This window comes from Streptomyces sp. NPDC045846, from assembly GCF_056431605.1.
In genome coordinates this window covers 67,330-90,172 of record NZ_JBWKKJ010000008.1, presented here as the reverse complement: position 1 = coordinate 90,172, position 22,843 = coordinate 67,330, and the positions used below count along the sequence as shown (strand labels likewise).

The 22,843-nt window shown below is 72.6% G+C and carries 19 protein-coding genes; 7 read left to right on the top strand and 12 right to left on the bottom strand.

Annotated features, from left to right (window positions below; all coding sequences use genetic code 11):
- Positions 1-79: 79 nt before the first annotated feature.
- Positions 80-1,180: a DUF5925 domain-containing protein gene (locus tag AC07F3_RS23020; RefSeq protein WP_479116349.1), complete on the top strand. Its 1,101-nt coding sequence runs from the start codon at positions 80-82 to the stop codon at positions 1,178-1,180.
- 257 nt (positions 1,181-1,437) lie between these two features.
- Here the strand turns inward: AC07F3_RS23020 and AC07F3_RS23015 are convergent, their stop codons facing one another.
- Complete coding sequence (locus AC07F3_RS23015; protein ID WP_388983144.1) at positions 1,438-1,812, bottom strand: GntR family transcriptional regulator; 375 nt, start codon at positions 1,810-1,812, stop codon at positions 1,438-1,440.
- A 292-nt stretch (positions 1,813-2,104) separates the two neighbouring features.
- Between AC07F3_RS23015 and AC07F3_RS23010 the strand changes: the two genes are divergently transcribed.
- Complete coding sequence (locus tag AC07F3_RS23010) at positions 2,105-2,605, top strand: ribonuclease FAU-1 family protein (RefSeq protein ID WP_479116348.1); 501 nt, start codon at positions 2,105-2,107, stop codon at positions 2,603-2,605.
- 142 nt (positions 2,606-2,747) lie between these two features.
- Here the strand turns inward: AC07F3_RS23010 and AC07F3_RS23005 are convergent, their stop codons facing one another.
- Positions 2,748-3,224 carry a GNAT family N-acetyltransferase gene (locus AC07F3_RS23005; protein ID WP_479116347.1) on the bottom strand — a complete coding sequence of 159 codons (477 nt, stop codon included), beginning with the start codon at positions 3,222-3,224 and terminating at the stop codon, positions 2,748-2,750.
- A 195-nt stretch (positions 3,225-3,419) separates the two neighbouring features.
- Here AC07F3_RS23005 and AC07F3_RS23000 point away from each other — a divergent pair, with 195 nt between their 5' ends.
- Complete coding sequence (locus AC07F3_RS23000; protein WP_479116346.1) at positions 3,420-4,448, top strand: lytic polysaccharide monooxygenase auxiliary activity family 9 protein; 1,029 nt, start codon at positions 3,420-3,422, stop codon at positions 4,446-4,448.
- A 73-nt stretch (positions 4,449-4,521) separates the two neighbouring features.
- Here AC07F3_RS23000 and AC07F3_RS22995 read toward each other — a convergent pair whose 3' ends face one another.
- Positions 4,522-5,382 carry an esterase/lipase family protein gene (locus tag AC07F3_RS22995; protein WP_479116345.1) on the bottom strand — a complete coding sequence of 287 codons (861 nt, stop codon included), beginning with the start codon at positions 5,380-5,382 and terminating at the stop codon, positions 4,522-4,524.
- 297 nt (positions 5,383-5,679) lie between these two features.
- Positions 5,680-6,327 (bottom strand): TetR/AcrR family transcriptional regulator, encoded by a 648-nt coding sequence (locus AC07F3_RS22990; RefSeq protein ID WP_479116344.1) that lies wholly within the window; start codon positions 6,325-6,327, stop codon positions 5,680-5,682.
- Positions 6,328-6,429: 102 nt separating this feature from the next.
- Between AC07F3_RS22990 and AC07F3_RS22985 the strand changes: the two genes are divergently transcribed.
- Both AC07F3_RS22985 and AC07F3_RS22980 read left to right on the top strand, forming a co-directional pair.
- Entirely contained in the window at positions 6,430-7,167 is a 738-nt protein-coding gene (locus tag AC07F3_RS22985) for an SDR family oxidoreductase (protein WP_479116343.1), read from the top strand.
- A 173-nt stretch (positions 7,168-7,340) separates the two neighbouring features.
- The gene (locus AC07F3_RS22980) at positions 7,341-8,021 is read left to right on the top strand and encodes a hypothetical protein (RefSeq protein ID WP_479116342.1); all 681 of its coding nucleotides are present in this window, start codon (positions 7,341-7,343) and stop codon (positions 8,019-8,021) included.
- A 73-nt stretch (positions 8,022-8,094) separates the two neighbouring features.
- On the opposite strand, the gene AC07F3_RS22975 is transcribed toward AC07F3_RS22980, so the two are convergent.
- The 3 genes from AC07F3_RS22975 to AC07F3_RS22965 all read right to left on the bottom strand — a co-directional run bounded on the left by AC07F3_RS22975 (position 8,095) and on the right by AC07F3_RS22965 (position 13,429).
- Positions 8,095-9,066: a DNA polymerase Y family protein gene (locus AC07F3_RS22975; protein WP_479116341.1), complete on the bottom strand. Its 972-nt coding sequence runs from the start codon at positions 9,064-9,066 to the stop codon at positions 8,095-8,097.
- Positions 9,063-12,515: a DNA polymerase III subunit alpha gene (locus AC07F3_RS22970; RefSeq protein ID WP_479116340.1), complete on the bottom strand. Its 3,453-nt coding sequence runs from the start codon at positions 12,513-12,515 to the stop codon at positions 9,063-9,065. Before AC07F3_RS22970 ends, AC07F3_RS22975 begins: the two co-directional genes overlap by 4 nt.
- Positions 12,516-12,640: 125 nt before the next feature.
- Positions 12,641-13,429, bottom strand: a complete 789-nt coding sequence (locus AC07F3_RS22965) for a VOC family protein (protein WP_479116339.1) — start codon at positions 13,427-13,429, stop codon at positions 12,641-12,643.
- Between the two features lie 163 nt (positions 13,430-13,592).
- Here AC07F3_RS22965 and AC07F3_RS22960 point away from each other — a divergent pair, with 163 nt between their 5' ends.
- Positions 13,593-14,609: an ABC transporter permease gene (locus AC07F3_RS22960; protein ID WP_479116338.1), complete on the top strand. Its 1,017-nt coding sequence runs from the start codon at positions 13,593-13,595 to the stop codon at positions 14,607-14,609.
- 147 nt (positions 14,610-14,756) lie between these two features.
- Here the strand turns inward: AC07F3_RS22960 and adhE are convergent, their stop codons facing one another.
- The 4 genes from adhE to AC07F3_RS22940 form a co-directional block, all read right to left on the bottom strand.
- A complete protein-coding gene (adhE, locus tag AC07F3_RS22955; protein ID WP_479116337.1) occupies positions 14,757-17,375 on the bottom strand; it encodes a bifunctional acetaldehyde-CoA/alcohol dehydrogenase in 2,619 nt (872 codons plus the stop codon).
- A gap of 222 nt (positions 17,376-17,597) precedes the next feature.
- Complete coding sequence (locus tag AC07F3_RS22950; protein WP_479116645.1) at positions 17,598-18,467, bottom strand: slipin family protein; 870 nt, start codon at positions 18,465-18,467, stop codon at positions 17,598-17,600.
- A gap of 134 nt (positions 18,468-18,601) precedes the next feature.
- Entirely contained in the window at positions 18,602-20,791 is a 2,190-nt protein-coding gene (gene fxsBH, locus AC07F3_RS22945) for a radical SAM/SPASM protein FxsBH, inactivated beta-hydroxylase extension form (RefSeq protein ID WP_479116336.1), read from the bottom strand.
- 139 nt (positions 20,792-20,930) lie between these two features.
- Positions 20,931-21,056, bottom strand: a complete 126-nt coding sequence (locus AC07F3_RS22940) for a hypothetical protein (protein WP_479116335.1) — start codon at positions 21,054-21,056, stop codon at positions 20,931-20,933.
- A 267-nt stretch (positions 21,057-21,323) separates the two neighbouring features.
- On the opposite strand from AC07F3_RS22940, the gene AC07F3_RS22935 reads away from it, so the two are divergent.
- A complete protein-coding gene (locus AC07F3_RS22935) occupies positions 21,324-22,220 on the top strand; it encodes a DUF4231 domain-containing protein (protein ID WP_479116334.1) in 897 nt (298 codons plus the stop codon).
- A 9-nt stretch (positions 22,221-22,229) separates the two neighbouring features.
- Here AC07F3_RS22935 and AC07F3_RS22930 read toward each other — a convergent pair whose 3' ends face one another.
- Complete coding sequence (locus tag AC07F3_RS22930; RefSeq protein ID WP_479116333.1) at positions 22,230-22,709, bottom strand: hypothetical protein; 480 nt, start codon at positions 22,707-22,709, stop codon at positions 22,230-22,232.
- Positions 22,710-22,843 lie beyond the last annotated feature (134 nt).

Sequence of the window (22,843 nt, the reverse complement as noted above, 5' to 3'; positions counted from 1 at the left end):
TTTTGCCGGAACGGGGACAGAACCACCCCCGACCATCAACGGGACAAAACACGTGCGCCCACGGGCGTGTTGGCGGATCATGGGCGGCATGTCTACCCCCGAGGCCGCGCTGCCGATCCGGCTCACCATGGACGACAGCGATTCTCCGTCCGATGTCGTCGACGCGCTCTTCCTCGGCCGCTTCGCCACGGGCGAGCAGCCGTTCTCGCACAGCTCCTCCATCGACCGGGTCAAGAAGGGCGCCAGTCTGCTGCCGCCCTCGGCGCAGGTGCTGCGCGCCGCCCGCGACGACGACCGCAGCGCGACGCTCGCCGAGGGCGCGGGCTGGACGCTGCTCGTCTCGCGCTGGAACCGGGGCGCGGACGTGACGGTGACCGCGACCACCGAGGAGCTGGCCGAGCAGGTGCTGAAACAGGCCACCGAGGGCGCCGAGGACGAACCGGAGCCGCAGCCCGAGAACGTCACGATGGGCTTCTGGTACGTGTCCCCGCGGCGCGGCCCGCACCGCACGACGCGGCAGATCGCGGCCGGCACCTGGGACGAGGTGCGGCCCAACTACACCGCGCCGGTGGCCGATGCGATGGACCGCCTGATGAAGGTGACCCCGGACGACATCGCGGGCCGCCTGCTGCTGCTCCACGGTCCGCCGGGCACCGGCAAGACCTCGGCGCTGCGCACCCTGGCACGGTCCTGGCGCGACTGGTGCCAGGTGGACTGCGTGCTCGACCCGGAGCGCCTGTTCAACGACGTCGGCTATCTCATGGACATCGCGATCGGCGAGGACGACGGCAGCGCGAAGGGCCGCTGGCGGCTGCTCCTCCTGGAGGACTGCGACGAGCTGATCCGCGGCGAGGCCAAGCACACGGCGGGCCAGGCCCTCTCCCGGCTGCTGAACCTGACCGACGGCCTGCTGGGCCAGGGCCGCAACGTCCTGGTGGGCGTCACCACCAACGAGGACCTGGAGCGGCTGCACCCCGCGGTGGTGCGCCCCGGCCGCTGCCTCGCCCGCATCGAGGTCGGCCCGCTGACCCGGGCGGAGGCCGTCGGCTGGCTGGGCACGGAGGAGGGCATCACCCGAGACGGCACCACCCTGGCCGAGCTGTACGCCCTGCGCCGCGGCACGACCCCGACCTCCCTCCCGGACCAACGCCCAACCCCGGACGCGGGCCTGTACCTCTGACAACCGCCGGGGGACGGGGCAGCCCCCAGGGGCGCGGGGAACTGCGCGACCAGCCACGCACGCCCCGCACCCGACCGAACTCACCCCCACCGGGCATTCCCCGCACCCCCAACATCCGCCACCCGAAGGCACCTTGCAACCAGCACCCCCAGGGGCGCGGGGAACTGCGCGACCAGCCACGGACGGCCCGCACCCGACCGAACTACCGCCGGAGGCTTTCGGGAAGGGGCGGGGAGGGGCGAGCCCGCCGCAGGCGCCTACTTCCCGTACGCCGCCCGCAGCGCGTCCTCGACCACCGCACGCGCCGCGTCCCGCCCGAGACCGAGCCGCAGAACCTCACCCGCGTACGCGGCGGCCGCGGCCGCGGCGAGCCGCTCCGAAGCCTCCCCCGCCGCCGCCACGAACGTCCCGTTGCGCCCCCGGGTCTCGATGACCCCGTCCGCCTCAAGGGCCCGGTACGCCTTGGCCACGGTGTTCGCGGCGAGCCCGAGCTCCTCGGCGAGGCCCCGCACCGTGGGCAGTTTGTAGCCGACCGGCAGCCTCCCGGACCGGGCGCGGTCGGCGATCTGGGCGCGCAGTTGCTCGTACGGCGCGGTCGCGGCGCCCTGGTCAATCACGATCTTGAGGGTCACGGACCGATTCTCCCCCGCGTCCGCGCCCGGCGGGAACGCGGGCGCCACCGTGGGGTCCGGCGACACCTGAAAGGAGGCCTCAGGCCGACGCCCCCGGCTCCGGTCCGCCCACGCGGAAGACGGCGCCCCCGCCCGGGCACCGAAGACGCGGGCGCAGAAGACGCGGGCTCCGAAAAGGGGAGGCGCCGGTCGCACGGCTCCGCATACGTTGCGAGCGGGCCCGCCCGGAGAACGCCCCGCTTCCGGCGATCGCCCCTGGTCCGATACCCGATATGTGCCCCGGAGGTACGTCATGTCCCCCAGCTCGGCTGAGGCCGGCACCCTTGTCGATGTCGTCCTGGTCAAGGCCGGACGTACGAAGCTGCGTTACCCGGCGTCGGTGGTGTCCGACGACGGAACCCGGCTGACCGTACGCGCCCCCTGGGCGGCCGAGGGGACCCGCGACTTCGGCTTCGTCCGGTTCGAACCGGGCGACGTGTTCACCGAGCACTACTGGCGCGACCGCTGGTACGCCGTGAAGGAGGTGCGCGACGCCGACTCGGTGCTCAAGGGCTGGTACTGCGACATCGCCCGGCCCGCTGTGCTGCGGAACGCCGAGCTGATCTCCGAGGATCTCGACCTCGACCTCTGGGTCTCGGCCGACGGGGCGAGCGTACTGCGCCTGGACGAGGACGAGTTCGCCGAGAGCGGCCTGTCCGAGAGCGACCCCGATGCGGCGGCCCGCGCCGTGGCCGCGCTGGACGAGCTCGAACTCCTGGCGAAGCTCGGCAAGTTCACGTCGTTGATCGACTGACGGTCGTCGGGCGCGCGGATCCACAACCACACGCCGGGGGAAAGCCGTTCACAGCACGGCTCGGCGTTCGACGGGGTGAGGCGGGCAAGCCCGCCTCACCCCCTCAACACGGCGGGTATGCCCCCATCGCGCCGCATCGCCCTCAGCCCCGACCGGCCTCGCCCTCCGTACGAGGACCGAGCGTCTTGCGGTAGTGGAGGCGGTCGTAGGGCCCTTCCACCCGCCGCTCGACCAGGTCGTACCCGTAGCGCGGATAGATCTTCTGGTTCTCCCACATCATCGCGTTGGTGTAGAGCCGGACCTCGGGCAGGCCGAGCGCCCGCGCGTGCTCGTCCACGAAGTGCAGCAACCGGCGTCCAAGGCCCGTGCCCCTGACGTCCGGGTGGACGGAGATCGAATCGAGGAAGAGGTGGTCCGGCTCCGCGACGAGGACCAGGACGCCCACTACCGGATCTCCGGTCACGAACACCCGCCCCGCGGCGACGTCGGCGGCGTGGTCGGCCTCCATGGGGGCGGGCACGACCCCGATCCGTTCGATGTAGGGGCGGTAGGCGGCATCGGTGACCTCCTTCACGCGGGGCACGTCATCGGGGGTCGCAAGCCGGATCTCATCGCTCATGGAGCCACGGTACGGGGCGGACGTGCCCGTTCTTAATCACTTCTGAGTGGGTCCTTAACCGCACCATAAGGATCGCCATCCCCCGCTCCCAGCAGGGGATTTCGCGGTGGGGCGGGGCTAGCGTGCTGATCGCCGGACGGGATGTCCAGCACCCCCACACCCCACGCCCGCGCACCATCGAAGGAGTACGTCACGATGACCTTCCCCCAGCTCTCCACCGCGTTCGAGCAGCGGGGACCCCGTCGGCGCAGGGCCGCCGTCGTCGCCGCGCTCGGCTTCGCGCCGCTCGCCCTCACCGGGCTCGCGGCCGGGCCCGCCGCCGCGCACGGCTCGATGACGGACCCGGTCAGCCGGGTCTCGGCCTGTTACGCGGAGGGCCCGGAGAGCCCCAGGTCGGCCGCGTGCAAGGCCGCGGTCGCCGCGAGTGGTGCGCAGGCCTTCTACGACTGGAACGCGGTGAACATGGCCAACGCCGCGGGCAGGTCGAAGGAGATCATCCCGGACGGCCATCTGTGCAGCGGCGGCAACGACAAGTACAAGGGCCTGGACCTGGCCCGCGCCGACTGGCCCGCCACCAAGCTCTCGGCGGGCAGCCACACCTTCCACTACAAGGGAACGGCGCCGCACAAGGGCTCGTTCGCGCTGTACATCACCAAGGCGGGCTACGACCCGTCGAAGCCGCTGAAGTGGTCGGACCTGGAGGCGACGCCCTTCGCCGAGGTCACCGACCCGCCGATGCAGGGCGGCGACTACGTCTTCGAGGGCAGGATTCCGGCCCGCTCCGGCCGCCACCTGATCTATTCGATCTGGCAGCGTTCGGACAGCCCCGAGGCCTTCTACACCTGCTCCGACGTGGTGTTCGGCAAGGACGGCGGCGCGGCGGGCGCCCCGGCTCCGACGGCCTCCGCGCCCACCGAGCAGGAGATCGCCGACGGCGCGGCCAAGTCGACCGTCCAGCACCACCACGGCGACGCCACCATGAGCACCTCGCCGAGCGGGGCCCCGGCGAAGGGAGGCGACGCCCCGGGCAACGAGCCGCGGGCGGACGGCGCCGCGGCCACGCAGGTCGGCACCACCGGCACGCAGAACCTGGCCGAGACCGGGGGCGACAGCAGCACGCGGTACCTCGCCATGGGGGGCGCGGGCGCGATCGCGATCGGTGCCGCGGCGCTCTTCGCGACACTGCGGCGCAAGGCCGTGGCAACCGGTCGGCACGGCCGCTGACCCGCACGCACACGCCGCCCCTCCCGGATGCCGGGAGGGGCGGCCGCGTAGCGGCGCGGGCTCCGACGGTGGGTCAGCCGATGGCGGAGGCGCAGGTGGTGGGGGTGGCGTGCGCCGGGTCGAGCGCGTTGCTCACCTCGTGGTACGCCACGCGGTCGGTGAGGCCGATCGCCACGTGTTCGGAGAGGTCGGCGGCGCACTTGTCCTGGATGAGGACGTTGTGGACGTCGGGGCCGTTCAGGAACTGCGAGCGGTAGGGGGTGACCACCTCGTCGTACTTCGTGGCGATGACCGTGTAGTGGACTCCGGGGACGGTGTCGCCGCCCTGGTTGAGCTGCGTGACGAAGGGCGATCCCGCCATCTGGTCGGCGAGGCCCGGTGTGGCGAGCGTCAGCAGGTCCTGGGCGCCGGGGAAGTACGGCAGGAGCTGGGTGAGACCGTCGAGGGTGGTGCCGTGGTTGTCGGGGGCGATGCCGACGAGGGCGTTGACCTTGGACGCGCCGCCGAGGAACTTCAGGTACCAGCGCGGCATCATGCCGCCCTGGGAGTGGCCGACCAGGTCGGCCTTGGGGGCGCCGGTCGCGGCGAGCACCTTGTCGACGTAACCGGCGAGCTGGGCCGCCGACTTGTCGATGGGACCGAGGCCGTCGAACAGCGGCACCCCGGGAAGCTGGCCGTAGTCGAGGGAGAAGACGCAGTACCCGCGGGCGACCAGGTACGGAGCGAGGGCGAGCCAGTTGTCGGTGCCGTTGCCGAAGGTGCCGTGCACGAGGACGACGGGCCGGGGGTGGGCGGCGGACGGTTTGCAGGAGTAGTCGTTCCAGCCGCTGCTCGGCGCGGACTGGGCGTGGGCGGCGGTGGCGGGGGCGAGCGAGGCCGCGGCGGCCAGCAAGAGCGCCGAGAGCGGTCTGAGCACACGTTTCCAGGGCAGCATCGGGTGATCTCCTTGCGGCTCAAGGGAGTTGCGACGGAGGGGGTGCCCTGCGGCCCGGACCACAAGTGAGGTGCCGTACTGGGTGCGTACGGGCGTGCTCACGCCAAATTACGTACGGGTAGCCCAGGAGTGAAGTTACGCGTCAGTAAAAACTGTCGTGTCGTGGGTTCACCCTTCTCGCGGCGACCGCGGCCACCCGGTCGCCGCTCTGCCCGTACGGCCCCACGCCCCGCACCGGCGCGGCGCGCGGTGCGGGCCCCGTCGCCCTCTGCCGACGGGGCCCGCACCGCCACCGGCTCAGCCCCGGCCCGCGGTCTCGCTGCCGAGCAGGGGGCCGAGGGCGGTGGCGATCTCAGCGGCGAGGGACTCGTTCACCGGCGCGTGGCCGCTGAGCAGGCGGTACCACATCACGCCGAAGGCGAAGTCGACGGCCAGGTCGAGCGAGGCGGCGCCGCCCGGCCGCAACTGCCCGCTCGCCACGCCCCGTTCGAGGATGTCCCGCAGGGCCGCCCGGCGGGGCGCGATGACCTCTTCCTGGAGGCGACGGGCGAGCGAGGCGTCCGCCTGCGCGTCGGCCATCAGCCCGACCACCGCCCGGCCGACGGCGCCGCGCGTGAGCCGGAAGGTGTGGCCGAGCATCTCCTCGACGTCGCGGTACACGTCGCCGGTGTCCGGGAAGAGCTGGGCCGGGCTGCGGTGCGGCAGTTCGGTCAGCACTTCGAGCAGGACGTCCTGCTTGGTGGGCCACCAGCGGTAGACGGTCTGTCGGCCGACCTGGGCCTCGTCCGCGATCCCCTTGATCGTCAACTCCTGGTAGCCGTCCCGGCGGCAGAGCTCCAGTGCGGCGTCGAGGACGGAGCGCCTGGCCGCCTCGCTGCGGGGACGCCCACGAGGCGGGGCGCCGTCCGCGAGTCCGTCCGCCGGTCCGTTCTCGATTTCCTTCATGCGAGCAGTTTACAAGACACGATGCCTCGGAATACTCTTTACGAGACAGTGAGCCTCGAAAAGCACAACGGCCCGTACGACAGGGCCTGGAAGGACTGCGCCATGAACGAGCGAGTTGTGATCGTCGGCGGCACCTCCGGCATCGGCCTGGCGGCCGCGCGCCGCCTCCTGGGCGAGGGCAGGGACGTCGTCATCACCGGCCGCGACCCCGAACGGCTGCGGGCCGCCGTGGACGAACTGACCGCGCTCGACGACGCCTCGGGAACGGCGAGCGGTTCGGTCGTGGACGCGCGGGACGAGGCGGCCACCACCGAGTTCTTCGCGGGGCTGGGCCGGGTGGACCATGTGGTCGTCGCCGCGACCGGCTCCACGGCCGCCGGGCCGTTCCGCTCGGTGTCGACGGACGCGCTGCGCGCCGCGGCCGAAGGCAAGCTGATCGCGCACAGCCTCACCGCGCGGGCCGCCCTCGACGTCCTGTCCCCAGCCGGGTCGATCACCTTCGTGACGGCGGCCTCGGCGGGCGCGGCGATGCCCGGCACGGCCGGTCTGGCCGCGGTCAACGCCTCGGTGGCGGCCATGGTCCCGGTGCTGGCGGTGGAGCTGGCCCCGGTCCGCTTCAACGCGGTGTCCCCGGGGGTCGTGGACACCCCGTGGTGGGACTGGATGGACGCGGACGCCAAGGCGGAGACGTTCGCGGCGTACGCCAAGTCCACCCCGGCCGGCCGCACCGGTCGCCCGGAGGACATCGCGGACGCGATCTCCTTCCTGGTGGGCAACAGCTTCACGACAGGCGTCGTCCTGACGGTGGACGGAGGCGCCCGCCTGGCCTCGGGGGCGTGAACCAGGGAGCGCCGGGCGGAGACCGTCCGCCGCGCCCGTTCCTCTCAACTCCGGTTCATTTGTCGGCAGTTCGCAACGACGCGCCCCCGGGCGTCCCGGTCCGGTGACTTCACGACGGGTATCACCCCCCTCGCGGTACGTTCACGGCGAGTGCCCATGCCTTGGGGGGAACCATGCGCAAGATCCTGCTCGCGACCGCTGCCACCGCCTGTCTCGTCCTGACCGCGTGCGGTCCCGGAGGGGGCGGCTCGACCGGCAAACCGTCCGCCTCCCCGACCGCGAGCGGGCCGCCGTCCGCGTCGACGCCCGCGCCCGGTGGCACCCCCGCCGACGGCTCGGCCACACCGAGTGCGGACCCGGGCTCCGACCGGGCCGCTCTGCCGCTCGGCGTGCCGTCCCGCACCGTGGGGACCAAGCTCGTCGGCATCCTGGAGATCACACCCACGACCGTCGTCTACACCAAGGAGGGGAACGGAACCACCTCACGATTCGGCACCTTCGCCGTCATCACGACCAAGGACGCCTCGCTGACCGCGAACGCCGCGGACGAGGAGCCCGCGAGCGCCAACGGGACCAAGGGAGGCTGGCGTTGGACGGCCGCCGACGGGCAGAGCGTGGCCGAGGGCAACGGCACCGCGTACAAGGTCCTCGTGCCCGGATACCACGGGGTCGGCGAGATCGAGCCGGGCACCTCCCAGCTGCGCTCCGAGGTGTTCGACCTGACGCCGGAGCAGGCCAGGGCGGGCGGCACGCTCGTCTACACGGACGCCACCCGGTCCGAGAACCGCTGGAAGATCCCGCCGGTCGACTCGGGGCCGCAGGTGGCCGACGTCAAGAAGCGGCTGGCTTCCTGAATGTGCGCCCACCGGAGCGTCCTTCGCGGACCGAGGGTGTGACCAGCACCCGGGGCCGCCCGACCGTCGAGGTTCAGGCGGCGTCCGAGAGCGTTCCGGGGACGATGGCCCGGGGGCCGAACTTGGCGCGGGCCCGGTCGGCCACCGCCTCGATGCGGCGCGACCGCTCGTCCTCGGGGTCGAACGTGAGCTGGTGCGCGGCGAGTTCGGCCGCCACCAGCCCCTCGGCCCGTAGCGAGATGCCGCGCACCCTGGCGCGTTGCAGGCCGAGGGCCGCGTGGAGGGCGTACGCCGACTCGGCCAGCACGGGCGAGTGGGCGCAGGCCTCGCGCAGGTTGCGGGTCCGGGTGGTGCGGGACCGGTCGGCGTAGCGCACGGTGAGGCTGAGGGAGCGGCACACCTGACCGGCGCCGCGCAGCCGGACGCCGAGTTCCTCCGCGAGACTGAGCAGCGCGCGGCGGTGGCGTACGGGGTCCACCTCGTCGCGGGGGAAGGAGCGTTCGGCGGCCAGCGAGGGCGCGGAGGCGTTCGGCGTCACGGGGGTGCGGTCGATACCGCGGGCACGCTCCTGGAGTTCGCGCCCGGCCCTGGCGCCGAGGATCCGCTGGACGGTGGCCGGCGGCGCCTGGGCGAGGCGGCCCGCGGTGTCGAGTCCGTACGCGCAGAGGGTGCCCGCGGTGGCGCGTCCGACGCCGTCCAGGGCGCGGACCGGCTGGGCGGCGAGGTAGCGGTCCACCTCGTGGGGGCGCACGGTCCGGGTGGTACCGGGTCTCGCGTCCCGGGCCGCCATCCTGGCCAGCATCGGGTTGGGCGCGAGCCCGATGGCGCAGTCCAGGCCGAAGTGGGCGAGCGCGCGGACCCGCAGGACCGCGGCCAGTTGCCCGGAATCCCGGCCGAAGTACTTCTCGGCGCCGCCCAGGTCGGCGAGCAGTCCGTCGGGCGGGAGCGCCTGGACCACCGGGGTGAGGCCCTCGGCCAGGGCGATCAGAGGGGGAAGCGCCGCTTCGCCCGTCGCAAGGAGGTGGAACCGTGCACAGAGGATCATCCCGCGCTCCCGGGGCTGGAGTGCCACAACTTCCGCCCCGTGGCGGCCTGTTCACCGGCCGGTCGCAGGTCGGCCCAGGGGTGCAGTTCGTAGCCGGTGGACAGGTGGATGCGGCGGTCGTGGTCGGCGGGTGCGGCGGCATCGCTCGCGGCGCCGGGCTCGGTGTCCGTGGTGGGGTCGGGCGGGGTCGCGAGGCGGTCCGAGACCGCGTCCAGACCGCCCGCGCGGCGCAGTTCGACGAGGTCGGCGAGGTTCCAGGCGCGGGCGCCCACCACGCTGACGCTGTGCGGGCCGCGTCGCTGCACCACGCCTCGCACCAGGAGCAGCCAGGAGTGGAAGACGGTGTAGGCGCAGGCGTCGTGGCTGTCGTCGAAGAAGGCGAGGTCGACCAGGCCCGTGCCGTCGTCCAGGGTGCTGAAGACGACCCGCCTGCCGGAGCGGATCGGCGGGGTCTGGGTGGCGGCCTTGGCGCCCGCGACCAGGACGGTCCGGCCGTGCTCGACCTCGCGCAGCTGCTTGGCGGACAGGACGCCGAGTTCGTTCAGGAACGCCCTGTGGTCGTCCATGAGGTGGCGCGAGGCGTCCATGCCGAGGACGCCGAGTTCGGCGCTGAGCCGTTCCGCGCCGTCCAGGTCGGGCAGCCCGGCCCCGGCCGTCAACAGGCCGCCGTCCAGCGGGAGTTGACCCCCTGCGGCGCGGCGGGAGCCGTGGAGTTCGGACAGGTGGAGCAGGAGGTCGCGCCGGTTGGCGCCGAACGCGTCGAGCGCGCCGATCCGGGCGAGCCGTTCGGCGACCGGCCGGCCGGGCCTGGCCCGCTGCCAGAAGTCGCGCAGCGAGGCGTAGGGCCGGCCCGCCTCGATCCGTTCGCTCTCGGCCCCGCTGATCCCGTGGACGTCGCGGAGGGCGAGCCGCACCCCCCACTTACCGGACACCAGTTCGATTCGATGGGTGACGGAGGACCGGTTCACGTCCACCGGCAGGATCGGCACCCCGCGCCTGCGCGCGTCCGCGAGCAGCAGGCGCTTCGGGTACATCCCGGGGTCGTGGGCGAGCAGTCCGGCGTAGAAGGCGGCCGGATGGTGGGCCTTGAGCCAGGCCGACTGGTAGGTGGGCACGGCGAAGGCCACGGCGTGCGCCTTGCAGAAGCCGTACGAGCCGAACGCCTCGACGATCTCCCAGGTGTGGGCGATCACCTCGGGCGAGTAGCCGCGTTCCTGGGCGCGTTGGGCGAACCAGACCTTGATGCGCGCCTGGGAATCGGGGTCGGAGAGCCCGCGCCGCACCCGGTCGGCCTCGCCCCGGCCGCAGCCGGTCATGACGTCCACGATCTCGATGATCTGCTCGTGGAAGACGACCACGCCGTAGGTGTCGCGCAGCGCGTCCGCGAGGTCGGGGTGCGGGAAGCGGACCGGCGCCCGTCCGTGCCGGGCCTCGATGAAGGGCCGCACCATGTCGGCCGCGACCGGCCCGGGGCGGAACAGCGAGATGTCGACCACGAGGTCGTGGAAGGTGGACGGCTGGAGCCGCCCGACCAGGTCGCGCTGGCCCGGCGACTCGATCTGGAAGCAGCCCAGCGTCTCGGCGGACCGGATGAGCCGGTACGTCTCCGCATCGCCCGGCGGCACCTGCGCCGGGTCGTCGAGGTCCAGCCGCTCGCCCGTCGCCCGGCCGATCTCGGCGACCGCGTGGGCCATCGCGGACTGCATCCGCACGCCCAGGACGTCCAGCTTGAGCAGCCCGAGCTCCTCCACGTCCTCCTTGTCGAACTGGGACATCGGGAACCCGTCGCCGCTGGTGGGCACCACGGGGGTGCGGCGCAGCAGCGAGGCGTCCGAGAGGAGCACGCCGCACGGGTGCATGGCGACGCCGCGTGGCAGGGCGTCCAGGGCCTCGACGAGCTCCCAGAGCCTGCCGTAGCGGTCCATCTCCCCGGCCAGGGCCCGGAGTTCGGGAAGTTCGCGCAGCGCGGTGCGGGCGTCGCGGGCCCGGATGTGCGGGAAGGACTTGGCGATCTTGTCGATCAGGGCCGGGTCCATGGACAGCGCGGCGCCCACGTCGCGGACGGCGTGCCGCACCCGGTAGGTCTCGGGCATGGCGACGGTGGCGACCCGCTCGGCGCCGAAGCGGTCGATGATCGCGCGATAGACGTCGAGGCGGCGGGCCGACTCCACGTCGATGTCGATGTCGGGCAGCACCGGCCGCCGCGTGGACAGGAAGCGCTCCATCAGGAGCCCGTTCTCGACGGGGTCGGCGTGCGCGATGCCGAGGAGGTGGTTGACGAGGGAGCCCGCGCCGGAGCCGCGCGCGGCCACCCGGATGCCCATCTCCCGTACGTCGTCGACGACTTGGGCCACGGTGAGGAAGTACGAGGCGTATCCCCAGTGCGCGATGATGTCCAGCTCGTGATGCATCCGCTCCCAGTACGCGCGCCGGCCCGCGAGGCCGCGCAGCACCATCCCGGCGGCGGCCCGGGAGGCGAGGACGCGCTGGGGGGTGCGGTGGGCGGCGCCGACGAGGTGGGGCTCGGGGTAGCTGACGGTGCCCATGCCGAGGTCGCCCTCGGGATCGACGAGGCACTCGGCGGCGGTCTGTTCGGTCATGGCGAGCAACCGGTGGGCCACGTCGCGCCGCCACCCGGCCGCCTCGGCGACCCGCTCGGCGATCTTGAACATGTCACCCGGGTCCTTGAGCCAGCGCTCGCCGCTGTCGAACGGCGCTCGCACCGGGACCAGGCGCCGCGCCGCGTCGAGCACGTCGGCGACCGGGCCCTGCCCGGGGTCGGCGTACCGCACGGCGTTGGTCAGCACGGCGCGCACGCCCTGTTCGGCGGCGAAGCCGACGGTGCGCGCGGCGAGCCGCAGCGAGCCGGGGCCCGTGCCGCGGAGCCCGTGGTGGACGGCTTCGAGGCGGAGCGCGTCGCCGTAGAGCTCCCGCCAGGGCGCGAGCAGGGTGGCGGCGCGGTCGGGGCGGCCCGCGCCGAGCGCGCGGCCGATCTCGGAGGCCGGGCCGAGCAGCACGGTGAGCCCTGGGGCGGGCAGTGCGGAGCGGGGCAGGAGCGGACGCCCCTCGGCGGTGTGCGCGGCGCTGACCAGGCGGCAGAGTTCGGCCCAGCCGGCCGCGCCGTCCCGGGCGAGGAAGGTGACCCGGGGGGCGGACTCGTCGACGAACGCCCCGCCCCGTACGGGCGTGCGCCGCCGGGTCCGCCCTTGGGCGGGCCCCGTGTCCCCGAGGAGTTCCGGCACGGCCAGGTCGGCCCCGAACAGCGGCCTGATCCCCGCCTCGGCGCAGGCCTTGGCGAAGCGGACCGTGCCCGCGAGGGTGTCCCGGTCGGTCAGGGCGAGGGCGTCCATGCCGCGTTCGGCGGCACGTTCGGCCAGCCGCTCCGGATGGGAGGCCCCGTACCGCAGGGAGAAGCCCGAAACGGTGTGCAGATGCGTGAAGCCGGGCATCCGCACCTCCTGACCAGTCCGTTCTCACCTCCCCTTCCTTCCACCATAGACCAATATCGAACGCACGTGCGAGTCCGTGCGAACAAACAACCGCCTGCCGGAAGGTCCGGCAGGCGGTCGCGGGGTCAGGCCGTGGCGCTCGTGATCACGGCGAACGGGGCGCCGAACGGGTCGAGCAGCATCGCGATCCGCCCCACCCGCTCGACGTCGACGGCCGGGATGATGACGGTCGCGCCGAGCCCGGCGGCGCTGGCCACCGTGGCGTCGCAGTCCTCGACCTCGAAGTACGGGTGCCATTCGGAGGTCGACCCGGCGTCCAGGTTCTGCTGGGGCAGCTCCATGAGGCCGCCGTGCATGGTCTGCTCGCCGCCGCCGGCCGGGCCGGTGATGGTGTAGACGACGCCCTCGCCCATGGGCACGTCCCGGCTCTCCCACGACAGGACGCTGCCGTAGAACGCCTTCGCCGCCGCGGCGTCGGTGGTGTACAGCTCGATCCAGCTGACGCTGCCGGGCTCGTTGACGAGTTCGAGGCCGTCGGTGTCCCCCGGCTCCCACACGGCGAACTCGGCGCCCGTCGGGTCGGTGAAGCCCGCCATCCGCCCGGCCGTGAAGACCTGCGACGGCGGGACGCGGACCGTGCCGCCCGCCTGCTCGACCGCCTTGGCGGTGGCGTCGGCGTCCACCGTGCGGAAGTACACCGTCCAGGCCGACCTCGCTCCCTCGTCGGTCAGCGGGCCGACGGCGGCCAACGTCTTGCCGTCCTGCTGCAGGAAGCCGTAGCCCCCGGCCTCCGGCCCCGCGGACTGGAACCGCCAGCCGAACAGGCTGGTGTAGAAGGCGACGGCGGCGTCGATGTCGGGGGTCCCCAGGTCGAGCCAGTTCAGCCCGCCCGGTACCTGCGTGGAGGTCAGCATGAGGTGCTCCTGTCGCGTGGGTCGGCCGCTCCGGGACGAGGGCCCCGAAAGCCTTGCACCCAGCGTGGCAGCGGGCACCCGCCCCCGACAGCCGGACGCCCCGGCTCAGCCATTCGGCCCCGCACCGACTGCGTGAACGCACCGTGCGGCAGAGCGTAGGGGCATGACTTTCGTCGACGAGGTGAAGAACGCCGTCACCGTGCGGGCCGCCCTTCTGGTCATCGGCGTACTGGGGCTGATGGTCGCCTTCATCGCGTCCTACGCGGGCGCCTTCCACAGCCCGAAACCCCAGGACATCCCGTTCGCCGTGGTCGCACCCCCGCAGGTCAGCGGGCAGCTCACGCAGAAGCTGGGCGCGCTGCCCGGCGACCCGCTGGACGTACGGACGGCCAAGGACGAGGCCGACGCCGCCCGGCAGGTGCGCGACCGCCGGATCGACGGGGCCCTGATCGTCGACCCCCGGGGCACCACCGACAAGGTGCTGGTGGCCAGCGGCGGCGGGGCCTCGCTCGCGCAGGCGGTGGAGGCGATCGTGACGGGGGCCGAGAAGGCGCAGCAGCGCACCGTGAAGGTGGAGGACATCGCCCCCGCCTCGGCGGGCGACTCCCGCACCCTGTCCTCGTTCTACCTCGTCGTCGGCTGGTGCGTGGGCGGCTATCTGTGCGCCGCGATCCTCGCCATCAGCGCGGGCGCCCGGCCCGCCAACACCCATCGCGCGCTGATCCGGCTCGCGGTGCTCGCGGTGTACTCGATCGCCGCCGGGCTGCTCGGCTCGCTCATCATCGGGCCGGTGCTCGGCGCGCTGCCCGGCAGCTATCTCGGGCTCGCCGGGCTCGGCGCGCTCGTCGTGTTCGCGGTGGGCGCCACCACCCTCGCCTTCCAGGGGCTCGCCGGGGTGGTCGGCATCGGTCTGGCGATCCTGGTCATCGTGGTGCTCGGCAACCCGAGTGCGGGCGGCGCCTATCCGTATCCGCTGCTCCCGCCGTTCTGGCGGACGATCGGACCGGGGCTGCCGCCGGGCGCGGGCACCTGGGCGGCCCGCTCCATCGCGTACTTCAGGGGCGAGTCGATCAGCGGCCCGCTCCAGGTGCTCTCGATCTGGGCCGTACTCGGCGCCGTCGTCACCGTGGTCCTGGCCGGGCTGCGGCGGGACCGCGCCGAGAAACCGGTGGGCGTGTGAGGTCCCCCCACCGCTCGGGCCCGCCGAACAGGCAGTCTCCGCACGGCGGATGGAGCGCGCGCACGGACCCGGCTCCCTCCACCTGACCACCTCAAAGGGCCGCCCCGCGCGAGAACGGCGCGGGGCGGCCCTTGGCGTGCGGGAGACCTACTTGCCGTAGTACGCCCGGGTCATGAGCTCCATCATGTCGTCGATCATCGGCATCCGGGGGTTGGCCGGGGCGCACTGGTCGGCATAGGCGTTCATCGCCTGGACCGGCAGGGCCTCGATGAAGGCGGTCTCGTCGACGCCCTCCTCCTGGAACGAGGCGGGGATGCCGCACTTGGCGCGCAGCTCCTCGACGGCTCGGGCGTAGGACTCGACGCCCTCCTCGGGGGTCGCGGCCGGCAGGCCGAGCATCTTCGCGATCTCCTGGAAGCGCTCGGGGGCCCGGTAGACCTCCGCCTTCGGCCACGGGGTCGCCTTGCCGCAGGCCTGGCCGTTGTGCCGGATGACGTGCGGCAGGAGCAGCGCGTTGGTGCGGCCGTGGGCGACGTGGAAGGTGTTGCCGAGGGTGTGCGCCATGGCGTGCACCAGGCCCAGGAAGGCGTTGGCGAAGGCCATGCCCGCCACGGTCGAGGCGTTGTGCATCTTCTCCCGCGCCTCGGGGTCCCCGGCGCCGTTCACCACGCAGCTCTCCAGGTTCTCGAAGATCAGCTTGATGGCCTGGAGGCAGAGGCCGTCGGTGTAGTCGTTGGAGTAGACCGAGACGTACGCCTCGGTGGCGTGGGTCAGCGCGTCGAAACCGGAGTCGGCGGTGACGGTGGGCGGCAGGCCCATCGGGAGCACCGGGTCGACGATGGCGACGTTCGGGGTCAGCGCGTAGTCGGCCAGCGGGTACTTCTGGGCGGCCGCCGGATCGGAGATGACCGCGAACGGGGTGACCTCGCTGCCCGTGCCCGAGGTGGTCGGGACGGCCACCAGCTGGGCCTTCTCGCCGAGCGCGGGGAACTTGTAGGCGCGCTTGCGGATGTCGAAGAACTTCTCCTTCGTGTCCGCGAACTCGATCTCCGGGTGCTCGTACATCAGCCACATGATCTTGGCGGCGTCCATGGCCGAGCCGCCGCCGAGCGCGACGATGGTGTCCGGCCGGAAGTCGCGCATCAGTTGCGCGCCGGTCCGGACGGTGGCCAGCTCCGGGTTGGGCTCGACGTTGTCGATGACCTGGAGCACGACCGAGTCGGCGCGGGCCTGGAGGATGTCGGTGACCTTCTGGACGAAGCCGAGTTCGCCCATCGTCCTGTCGGTCACGAGGGTGACCCGCTTCAGGCTCTCCATCTCGCCCAGGTAGCGCAGGGAGTTGCGCTCGAAGTAGATCTTCGGCGGGACCTTGAACCACTGCATGTTGTTGTTGCGCCGTCCGATCCGCTTGATGTTGACCAGGTTGACCGCCGTGACGTTGTTGGACACCGAGTTGTGTCCGTACGAGCCGCAGCCGAGGGTGAGGGAGGGCAGGAACGCGTTGTAGACGTCGCCGATGCCGCCGAAGGTGGACGGGGCGTTGACGATCACACGGACCGCCTTGACCCGCCGGCCGAACTCCTCGGCGAGCCCGTCGTCCTCGGTGTGGATGGCGGCGCTGTGCCCCAGGCCGTTGAACTCGACCATCCGCGCGGCGAGTTGGAGGCCGTGCTCGGTGGAGTCGGCCTTCAGGGCGGCCAGGATCGGGGACAGCTTCTCGCGGGTGAGCGGCTCGCCCTCCCCGACCTCCGCGCACTCGGCGATCAGGACCGAGGTCGTCTCGGGTACCTCGAAGCCCGCCTGCTCGGCGATCCACCGCGGGGAGCGGCCGACGACCGCGGCGTTGAGCCTGGCGCCGCCGCAGGTGGTGGCGAAGGCCGTGGTGCCGAAGACGAACTCCTCCAGCTTGGTCTTCTCGGCCGCGTTCAGGACGTACGCGCCGAGCCGCTGGAACTCGGCAAGGCCCCGCTCGTAGACCTCCTGGTCGAGGATGACGGCCTGCTCGGAGGCGCAGATCATGCCGTGGTCGAAGGACTTCGACAGCACGATGTCGTGCACGGCCCGGGCGAGCTTGGCGCTGCGGGTGACGTAGGCGGGGACGTTGCCCGCGCCGACGCCGAGGGCGGGCTTGCCGCACGAGTAGGCGGCCTTGACCATGGCGTTGCCGCCGGTCGCGAGGATGGTGGAGACGCCCGGGTGGTTCATCAGGAGGCCGGTGGCCTCCATCGAGGGTGCCTCGATCCACTGCACGCAGTTCTCGGGCGCCCCGGCCGCGACCGCGGCGTCCCGCACCACGCGGGCCGCGGCCGCCGAGCAGTTCTGCGCGGAGGGGTGGAAGGCGAAGACGATCGGGTTGCGCGTCTTCAGGGCGATCAGCGCCTTGAAGACGGTGGTCGAGGTGGGGTTGGTGACCGGGGTCATCGCGCAGACGACGCCGACCGGCTCGGCGATCTCGGTGATGCCGTTCAGTTCGTCGCGGCTGATCACCCCGGCGGTCCGGAGGCCGCGCATCGAGTTGACGACGTGCTCGCAGGCGAAGAGGTTCTTGACGGCCTTGTCCTCGAAGAGGCCGCGGCCGGTCTCCTCGACGGCCAGCCGGGCCAGCTCGCCGTGCTCGCTCAGCGCGGCCAGGGACGCCTTCTGGACGATGTGGTCGACCTGCTCCTGAGTGAGCGTCTCGAACCGGTCGAGCGCCTCCAGGGCTCCCCGCACCAGCGTGTCGACCATGGTCTCGGCGGTGTCGTTCCCGGCGTTCTTGGCCTCCATGGCAGGGACTCCTTCTGGTCGGGCGCTACGGCTTCGCGAGCGGTTCCGCGATGCCTTTCCGATGTCTCCATTCGACACCTGCACGCGTCGCCCGCGGGCCCGACAAAGCCCTCTACCCGGAGGCCGAAAGCCCCTTCACGTGACCGGGCGTCACCCAGAAATCCTGCGCTGACCTGCCCGAACGGCAAGGGACTTTGGCCCCATGCGCGCTTGTGAAAACTTTCACAAGTTTTCCCGTGTGCTCTCGCCCTCGCCGAAGAGCTCCGAATGCGCCTGCGCCGCGGGCACCTGAGGCCCGGCGGCGGCCGCGTCGGACGGCGCGGCCGGGGCGGCCTGCTGGGCCCGCTCCAGGAACCTGAGCAGTTCCACCGGGAACGGCAGGACCAGCGTCGAGTTCTTCTCCGCGGCCACCGCCACCACGGTCTGCAACAGCCTCAGCTGGAGAGCGGCCGGCTGCTCCGACATCACGCCCGCCGCCTCGGCCAGCTTCTTGGAGGCCTGAAGCTCGGCGTCCGCGTTGATGACCCGCGCCCGGCGCTCCCGGTCGGCCTCCGCCTGGCGGGCCATCGAGCGCTTCATCGTCTCGGGCAGCGACACGTCCTTGATCTCGACCCGGTCGATCTGCACGCCCCACCCCATGGCCGGGCTGTCGATCATCAACTCCAGGCCCTGGTTGAGCTTCTCCCGGTTCGACAGGAGATCGTCGAGGTCGCTCTTGCCGATGATCGAACGCAGCGAGGTCTGCGCCATCTGGGAGACCGCGAACTGGTAGTCCTCGACCTGGACCACCGCGTCCGTCGGGTCCACCACCTTGAAGTAGATCACCGCGTCCACCCGGACCGTGACGTTGTCGCGCGTGATGCCGTCCTGCGCGGGCACCGGCATCGTGACGATCTGCATGTTCACTTTCCGCAGCCGGTCGGCGAAGGGGACGATCATCGTGAAGCCGGGGCCGCGCACCGAGTCCTTCAGCCTGCCGAGCCGGAAGACCACCCCGCGCTCGTACTGCTTGACCACCCGCGCCGCCGCCAGCACATAGACGGCGCCGGCGGATCCGACGGCGATGCCGGCAGCCACCAGTGCTTCGACCATCACGGCCCCCAAGGGTCCGAATCGGACGTGTACTTCGACGGTAACTCCGCACCTCCCCCGAAGGGGAGCCCGCGGCGGAAGCGGACCGTCACGGCCCCGAACGCTGCGCGCTCGCCCGTGCCCCGGCCACATGGTCAGCGGGCCCGGCCGCGCGCCGCCTCCTCCCATTGCGCGCGCACGGTGCGGACCAGGTGCTTCCCGGCGACGGTCAGCTCGGGTGCCCCCTCCAGCACGTTCAGCGCGGACCCGACCGCGACCAGGCCCCGCTCGTCACCGTCGTACGCGGCGACCGCGACCCCTTCGAACGCCTCGGCGAGCAGCCGGGAGACCGGGAGCCTCCCCCAGGGCGTCGGGTGCCGCCACATCCCGTCCATGTCGTACAGGTCCTCGACGTCGAGGAGGGCGCGCAGGGCCGCCCCGCGGGCGCCTCGCAGCAGCGCGCGAGCGAGGGGTTCGCCCCGCAGGCCGACCGGCAGGCCGAGCGCACCGCAGCCGTGCCGCCCCACCACCGGGCCCGTTCCCCGGGCGAGCGGGGTGAGGGTGGTGAGCACATCGGCGCCCGCGTGGGGCCCGGCGCTCTCGGCGAGGCGGGCGCGCGCCCACGCCACCCGGCGCCCCCACGCGGCGGCCTCGCACGCGCCGAGCGGGGGCAGGACGGGGGTGCCGAAGCAGTCGCGGTACGGGTCGAGATCGTCCAGGACCAGTCCCCCGGCCCGGCCCAACACCCGCCATCCCGGGGCCGGTTCGGCGGGGCGGGCGATGTGCCGCTCGCCGTCCGCGGACCGCACCCGGAACCCGTGGCGCGCGACGGCGACCTCGGCCACGCCCTCGGTTCCGGGGCCGGACAGGCTCAGTTCGCCGAGCGTGGGCAGATGCAGCCGGCCGTCGGACCAGCGGACGGGGACGGTCAGTTCGCCGCCGTCGTGCACCGCGGCGGCCGCCGTGTACGCGGCCAGGCGGCACGCCCTCGCCACGGCTGACGGATGGCCGTCCCGGAGCGCCTCCAGGGCGGCCAGGAGCCAGCCGCGGGCGTAGGGGTGGGCCAGGACGGTGTCCAGGCCCGGCCCGTCGACGGCCGTGGTGAGCTCCCAGATCCGGGCCCACTCGGCGCCGCCCCGGCCGCCGAGCCCGGCGTGCAGGCGCGCGAGCAGCAGGCGGTTCACCTCCAGTGAGGACAGCGCGAGTTGAAGGACGCCGGGGAGCCGCGGAGGCGGGGTGCGGGCCTCGATGCCGCGCACCAGGGCCAGCAGGTCCGGGCAGTACACCGACGGGTTGTCGAAGCCCCGGTCCGCTCGGTAGCGGTGCGTGTAGTGGCCGCCTCCGCAGGAGCGCACGACCGGGCAGCGGCGGCACTCGGCGCTCACGCCGGCGAGTCCGCGTCTGCGGGCGCGCACCCCGGGGTGGGCGGCGACCGCGTCGAAGTCGTCCCGGAACACGGAGAACCCGGTGGCGGCCGCGCCCTCGTAGGCGGACTTCAGCGAGTCGACCTGTTCCAGCGAGCCGTCGGTCTCCACCACGACGATGTCGGTGGGGGCCAGGCCCAGGGACTCGGTGAGGCTGGGGCCGCCGTGCAGGGTGGAGAGCACCGAGTCGAAGAGCCGCACCGGGACGGTCCTGCCCTGCGCGTCCCAGCGGTCGAAGACGGCGAGCAGCCAGTCGGCGTACGGGGCCGCCGGGGCGCGGGGCCGGGCGGGCGGGGTCTCCCAGGTGGCGTGCGGCAGCAGGTAGTCGATGCGGGGCGGGTCGAGGGCGGTGAGCGCGTCGTGCACCGCGACCGGGTCGTTGGCGAGGTCGATGGTGCACAGCAGCCCGGCGAACAGCCTTCGGTAGCGCGGCTGTTGGAGCAGTTCGACGGCGGCGAGGACCTGCGGGTGGCTGCTGCGGCCGTCGGCGAAGCGCCGGTGGCGGTCGTTGGCGGCGCGGTCGCCGTCGAGCGAGAGGCCGACCTTCACGCCGAACTCGGCGAACAGGTCGAGGTGGCGCGGGCTCAGCAGCACGCCGTTGGTGTGGATGCGCAGATCGAGCCCCGCGACCGGCGTGACGGCGGCGGTCAGTTCCGCGCAGACGCGGCGCAGCCGCTCCGGACCGGCGAGCAGGGGCTCGCCGCCGTGCAGAATCACCGAAACGGAAGTCAGCCGGTGCTTTTCGGCGTGCTCGGCCAGTCGTTCCGCGGTGCGGCGAATGACGTCGTCGGAAACCGCCCGGGGCCGGCCGCGCCAGCTCTGGTCTGCGGCTTCGTACACATAGCAATGGTCGCAGGCCAGGTCGCACCTGCTGTGAACTTTCAGGACGATCTCGCGGAATGGGGCCGACGGTCCTGTCATTCCGCCAGTTTAGCGAGGACCGGAATTCGACCACCCGGAAGCGGAGTTCACCGGGAATTCCCCGGGGCCCCGCCCGGCCCGTCCGTTCCATCGGTCCCCGCCGGGCGCACCCGGCGGGGACCTGATGCCAACTCCCGTGTCAGAGCGAGGAGTTGAAGGAGGACACGGAAGTGGAGCGATGGTCGTCCGAGGCGTCCAGGATCCTGCTGAGCATCTTGTCGGCGGCCCGGTCCGTGCCCTTCTCGGCCAGTTCGGCCAGGGGCACCCGGTCCTTCTTCGCTGCGGCGAACGAGGCTGAATCTACTGAATCTACGAAGGGTTTCACGTTCGTCCCTGAGGTGAGTGATAACCGCACGTGGACAGTGGCACCGGCACATGCACCGTTGCAGTGTCGGCGGGACGACTTTACTCTCATCCCCACCAGCGGATGGAGTACGCAAACGGGGCGCACAGGGGTCGCCCTTGCGAAAGAACGCAGGAAAAACCGCAGACGGGGGTGCATGTGACGGCGATTCCCGGCCCACTGCAGAGCATGGTCTTCCGGAACGCGGATCTGCCGGGCCTCTTCCACCACGCGGACGCGCTGGCGATCGGCCGGCAGCAGTCGGCGGTCAAGCTGACCCGCACCCAGCTCTCGCTCCTCGTCGTCGGCGCGCTCGCCACGGCGCTCCCGCGGGTACGGGTCGGCGGGGACTTCCAGCTGCTCAGCGCGCTGAGTGCGCTGGCCTATGCCGGGGTGCTGCTCGCGAGTTTCGGGGCGGCCCGCAGGCACGCGGCGTCGCACTGGCAACTCAACCGCTCCGCCGCCGAGTTCATCAAGTCGATGTGCTGGCGCTACGCCGTGCACGGCGCGCCCTTCGACCTCAACGCCCCCGATCCCGAGGGCCTGTTCGTCGCCCGCGTCGAGGAGGGCCTGCGGGAGCTGCGGAAGGTCGGCTGGCGCGACCCGCGCGAGGACGGCGAGCTCGCCGACGGGGACCTCGTCACGCCGAGCATGCGGGAGTTACGGGGCAAGTCGTTCAACGTGCGCAAGGAGACCTACGTACGGGACCGGCTCATCGAGCAGCGCAACTGGTACCGCCGCCGCCAGGAGACCTCGCGGCGCGCCACCCGGCTGTGGTCGACCGCGATCACGCTGCTGACCCTCCTCGCCCTCCTCTTCGCCGCGCTCCAGACCTTCTCGGTGGCCCGGGAGGTGAACGCGGCGGGGGTGCTGTCGTCGTCGGCCGCGGCCTGTCTCGCCTGGAGCGAGGTCCGCCGCCACCAGCCGCTGATATCGGCCCACGCGCTGGTGGAGCAGGACCTGATGGAGATGCACGTGGCGATGGAGAACATGGTCACCGAACGGCAGTGGCCGCAGGCCGTGTACGAGACCGAGCGCGTGGTCTCGCCCCAGCACACGGACTGGCTGGCGCGGCTGCGGAGTTGACCCGCCCGCTCAGATCCTGCTGACGCCGTCGCACCAGACGACCGTGACCGGCCGGCCGAGGCTGCGGGCGTACTGCACGATGTCGCCGGTGCCGCCGAGGCCGCGGGCCGGCAGGCCGTCCCACACGGCCACGAGGCGGTCGCAGTTGTCCGCGATGTAGGCACCGGCCGCGTAGTAGGCCTCGTCCGTGGAGTGCGGGTAGCCGAGCGCGACCTCCTGGCTGGCGCGCCGCTTGAGGCCCCGGTAGCGGGCCAGTTCGGCGGCGTCCGCGAAGCCCGTCTCGTAGTCGCCGCTCGGGATCACCACGGTCAGGGCGGCGCCGCAGTCCAGGGCGATGTCGGCGAAGAGCTGGTCGGCGCCGGTGGCCAGGCTGGAGAGCGCCTCCAGAGAGCCGTCGTGGCCGCAGAGCAGGGCGCGCAGCCGGTCGCGGATCTCCTCGAAGGCGTCGGACGGGATGTCCCGGTGGCCGGTCACTCCGATGCGCTTCAATTGCGTCTCACCCCGTGTGTCCGGCGCCGGTCACTCTCGGACCCGTTCTGCTGCCCTTGCACATCCTCTCAAAACAGCGCATCGCGTCCAGCCGGAAGCCCCCGTCCGGTTCTCCCGGGCGGGGGCTCGACCGC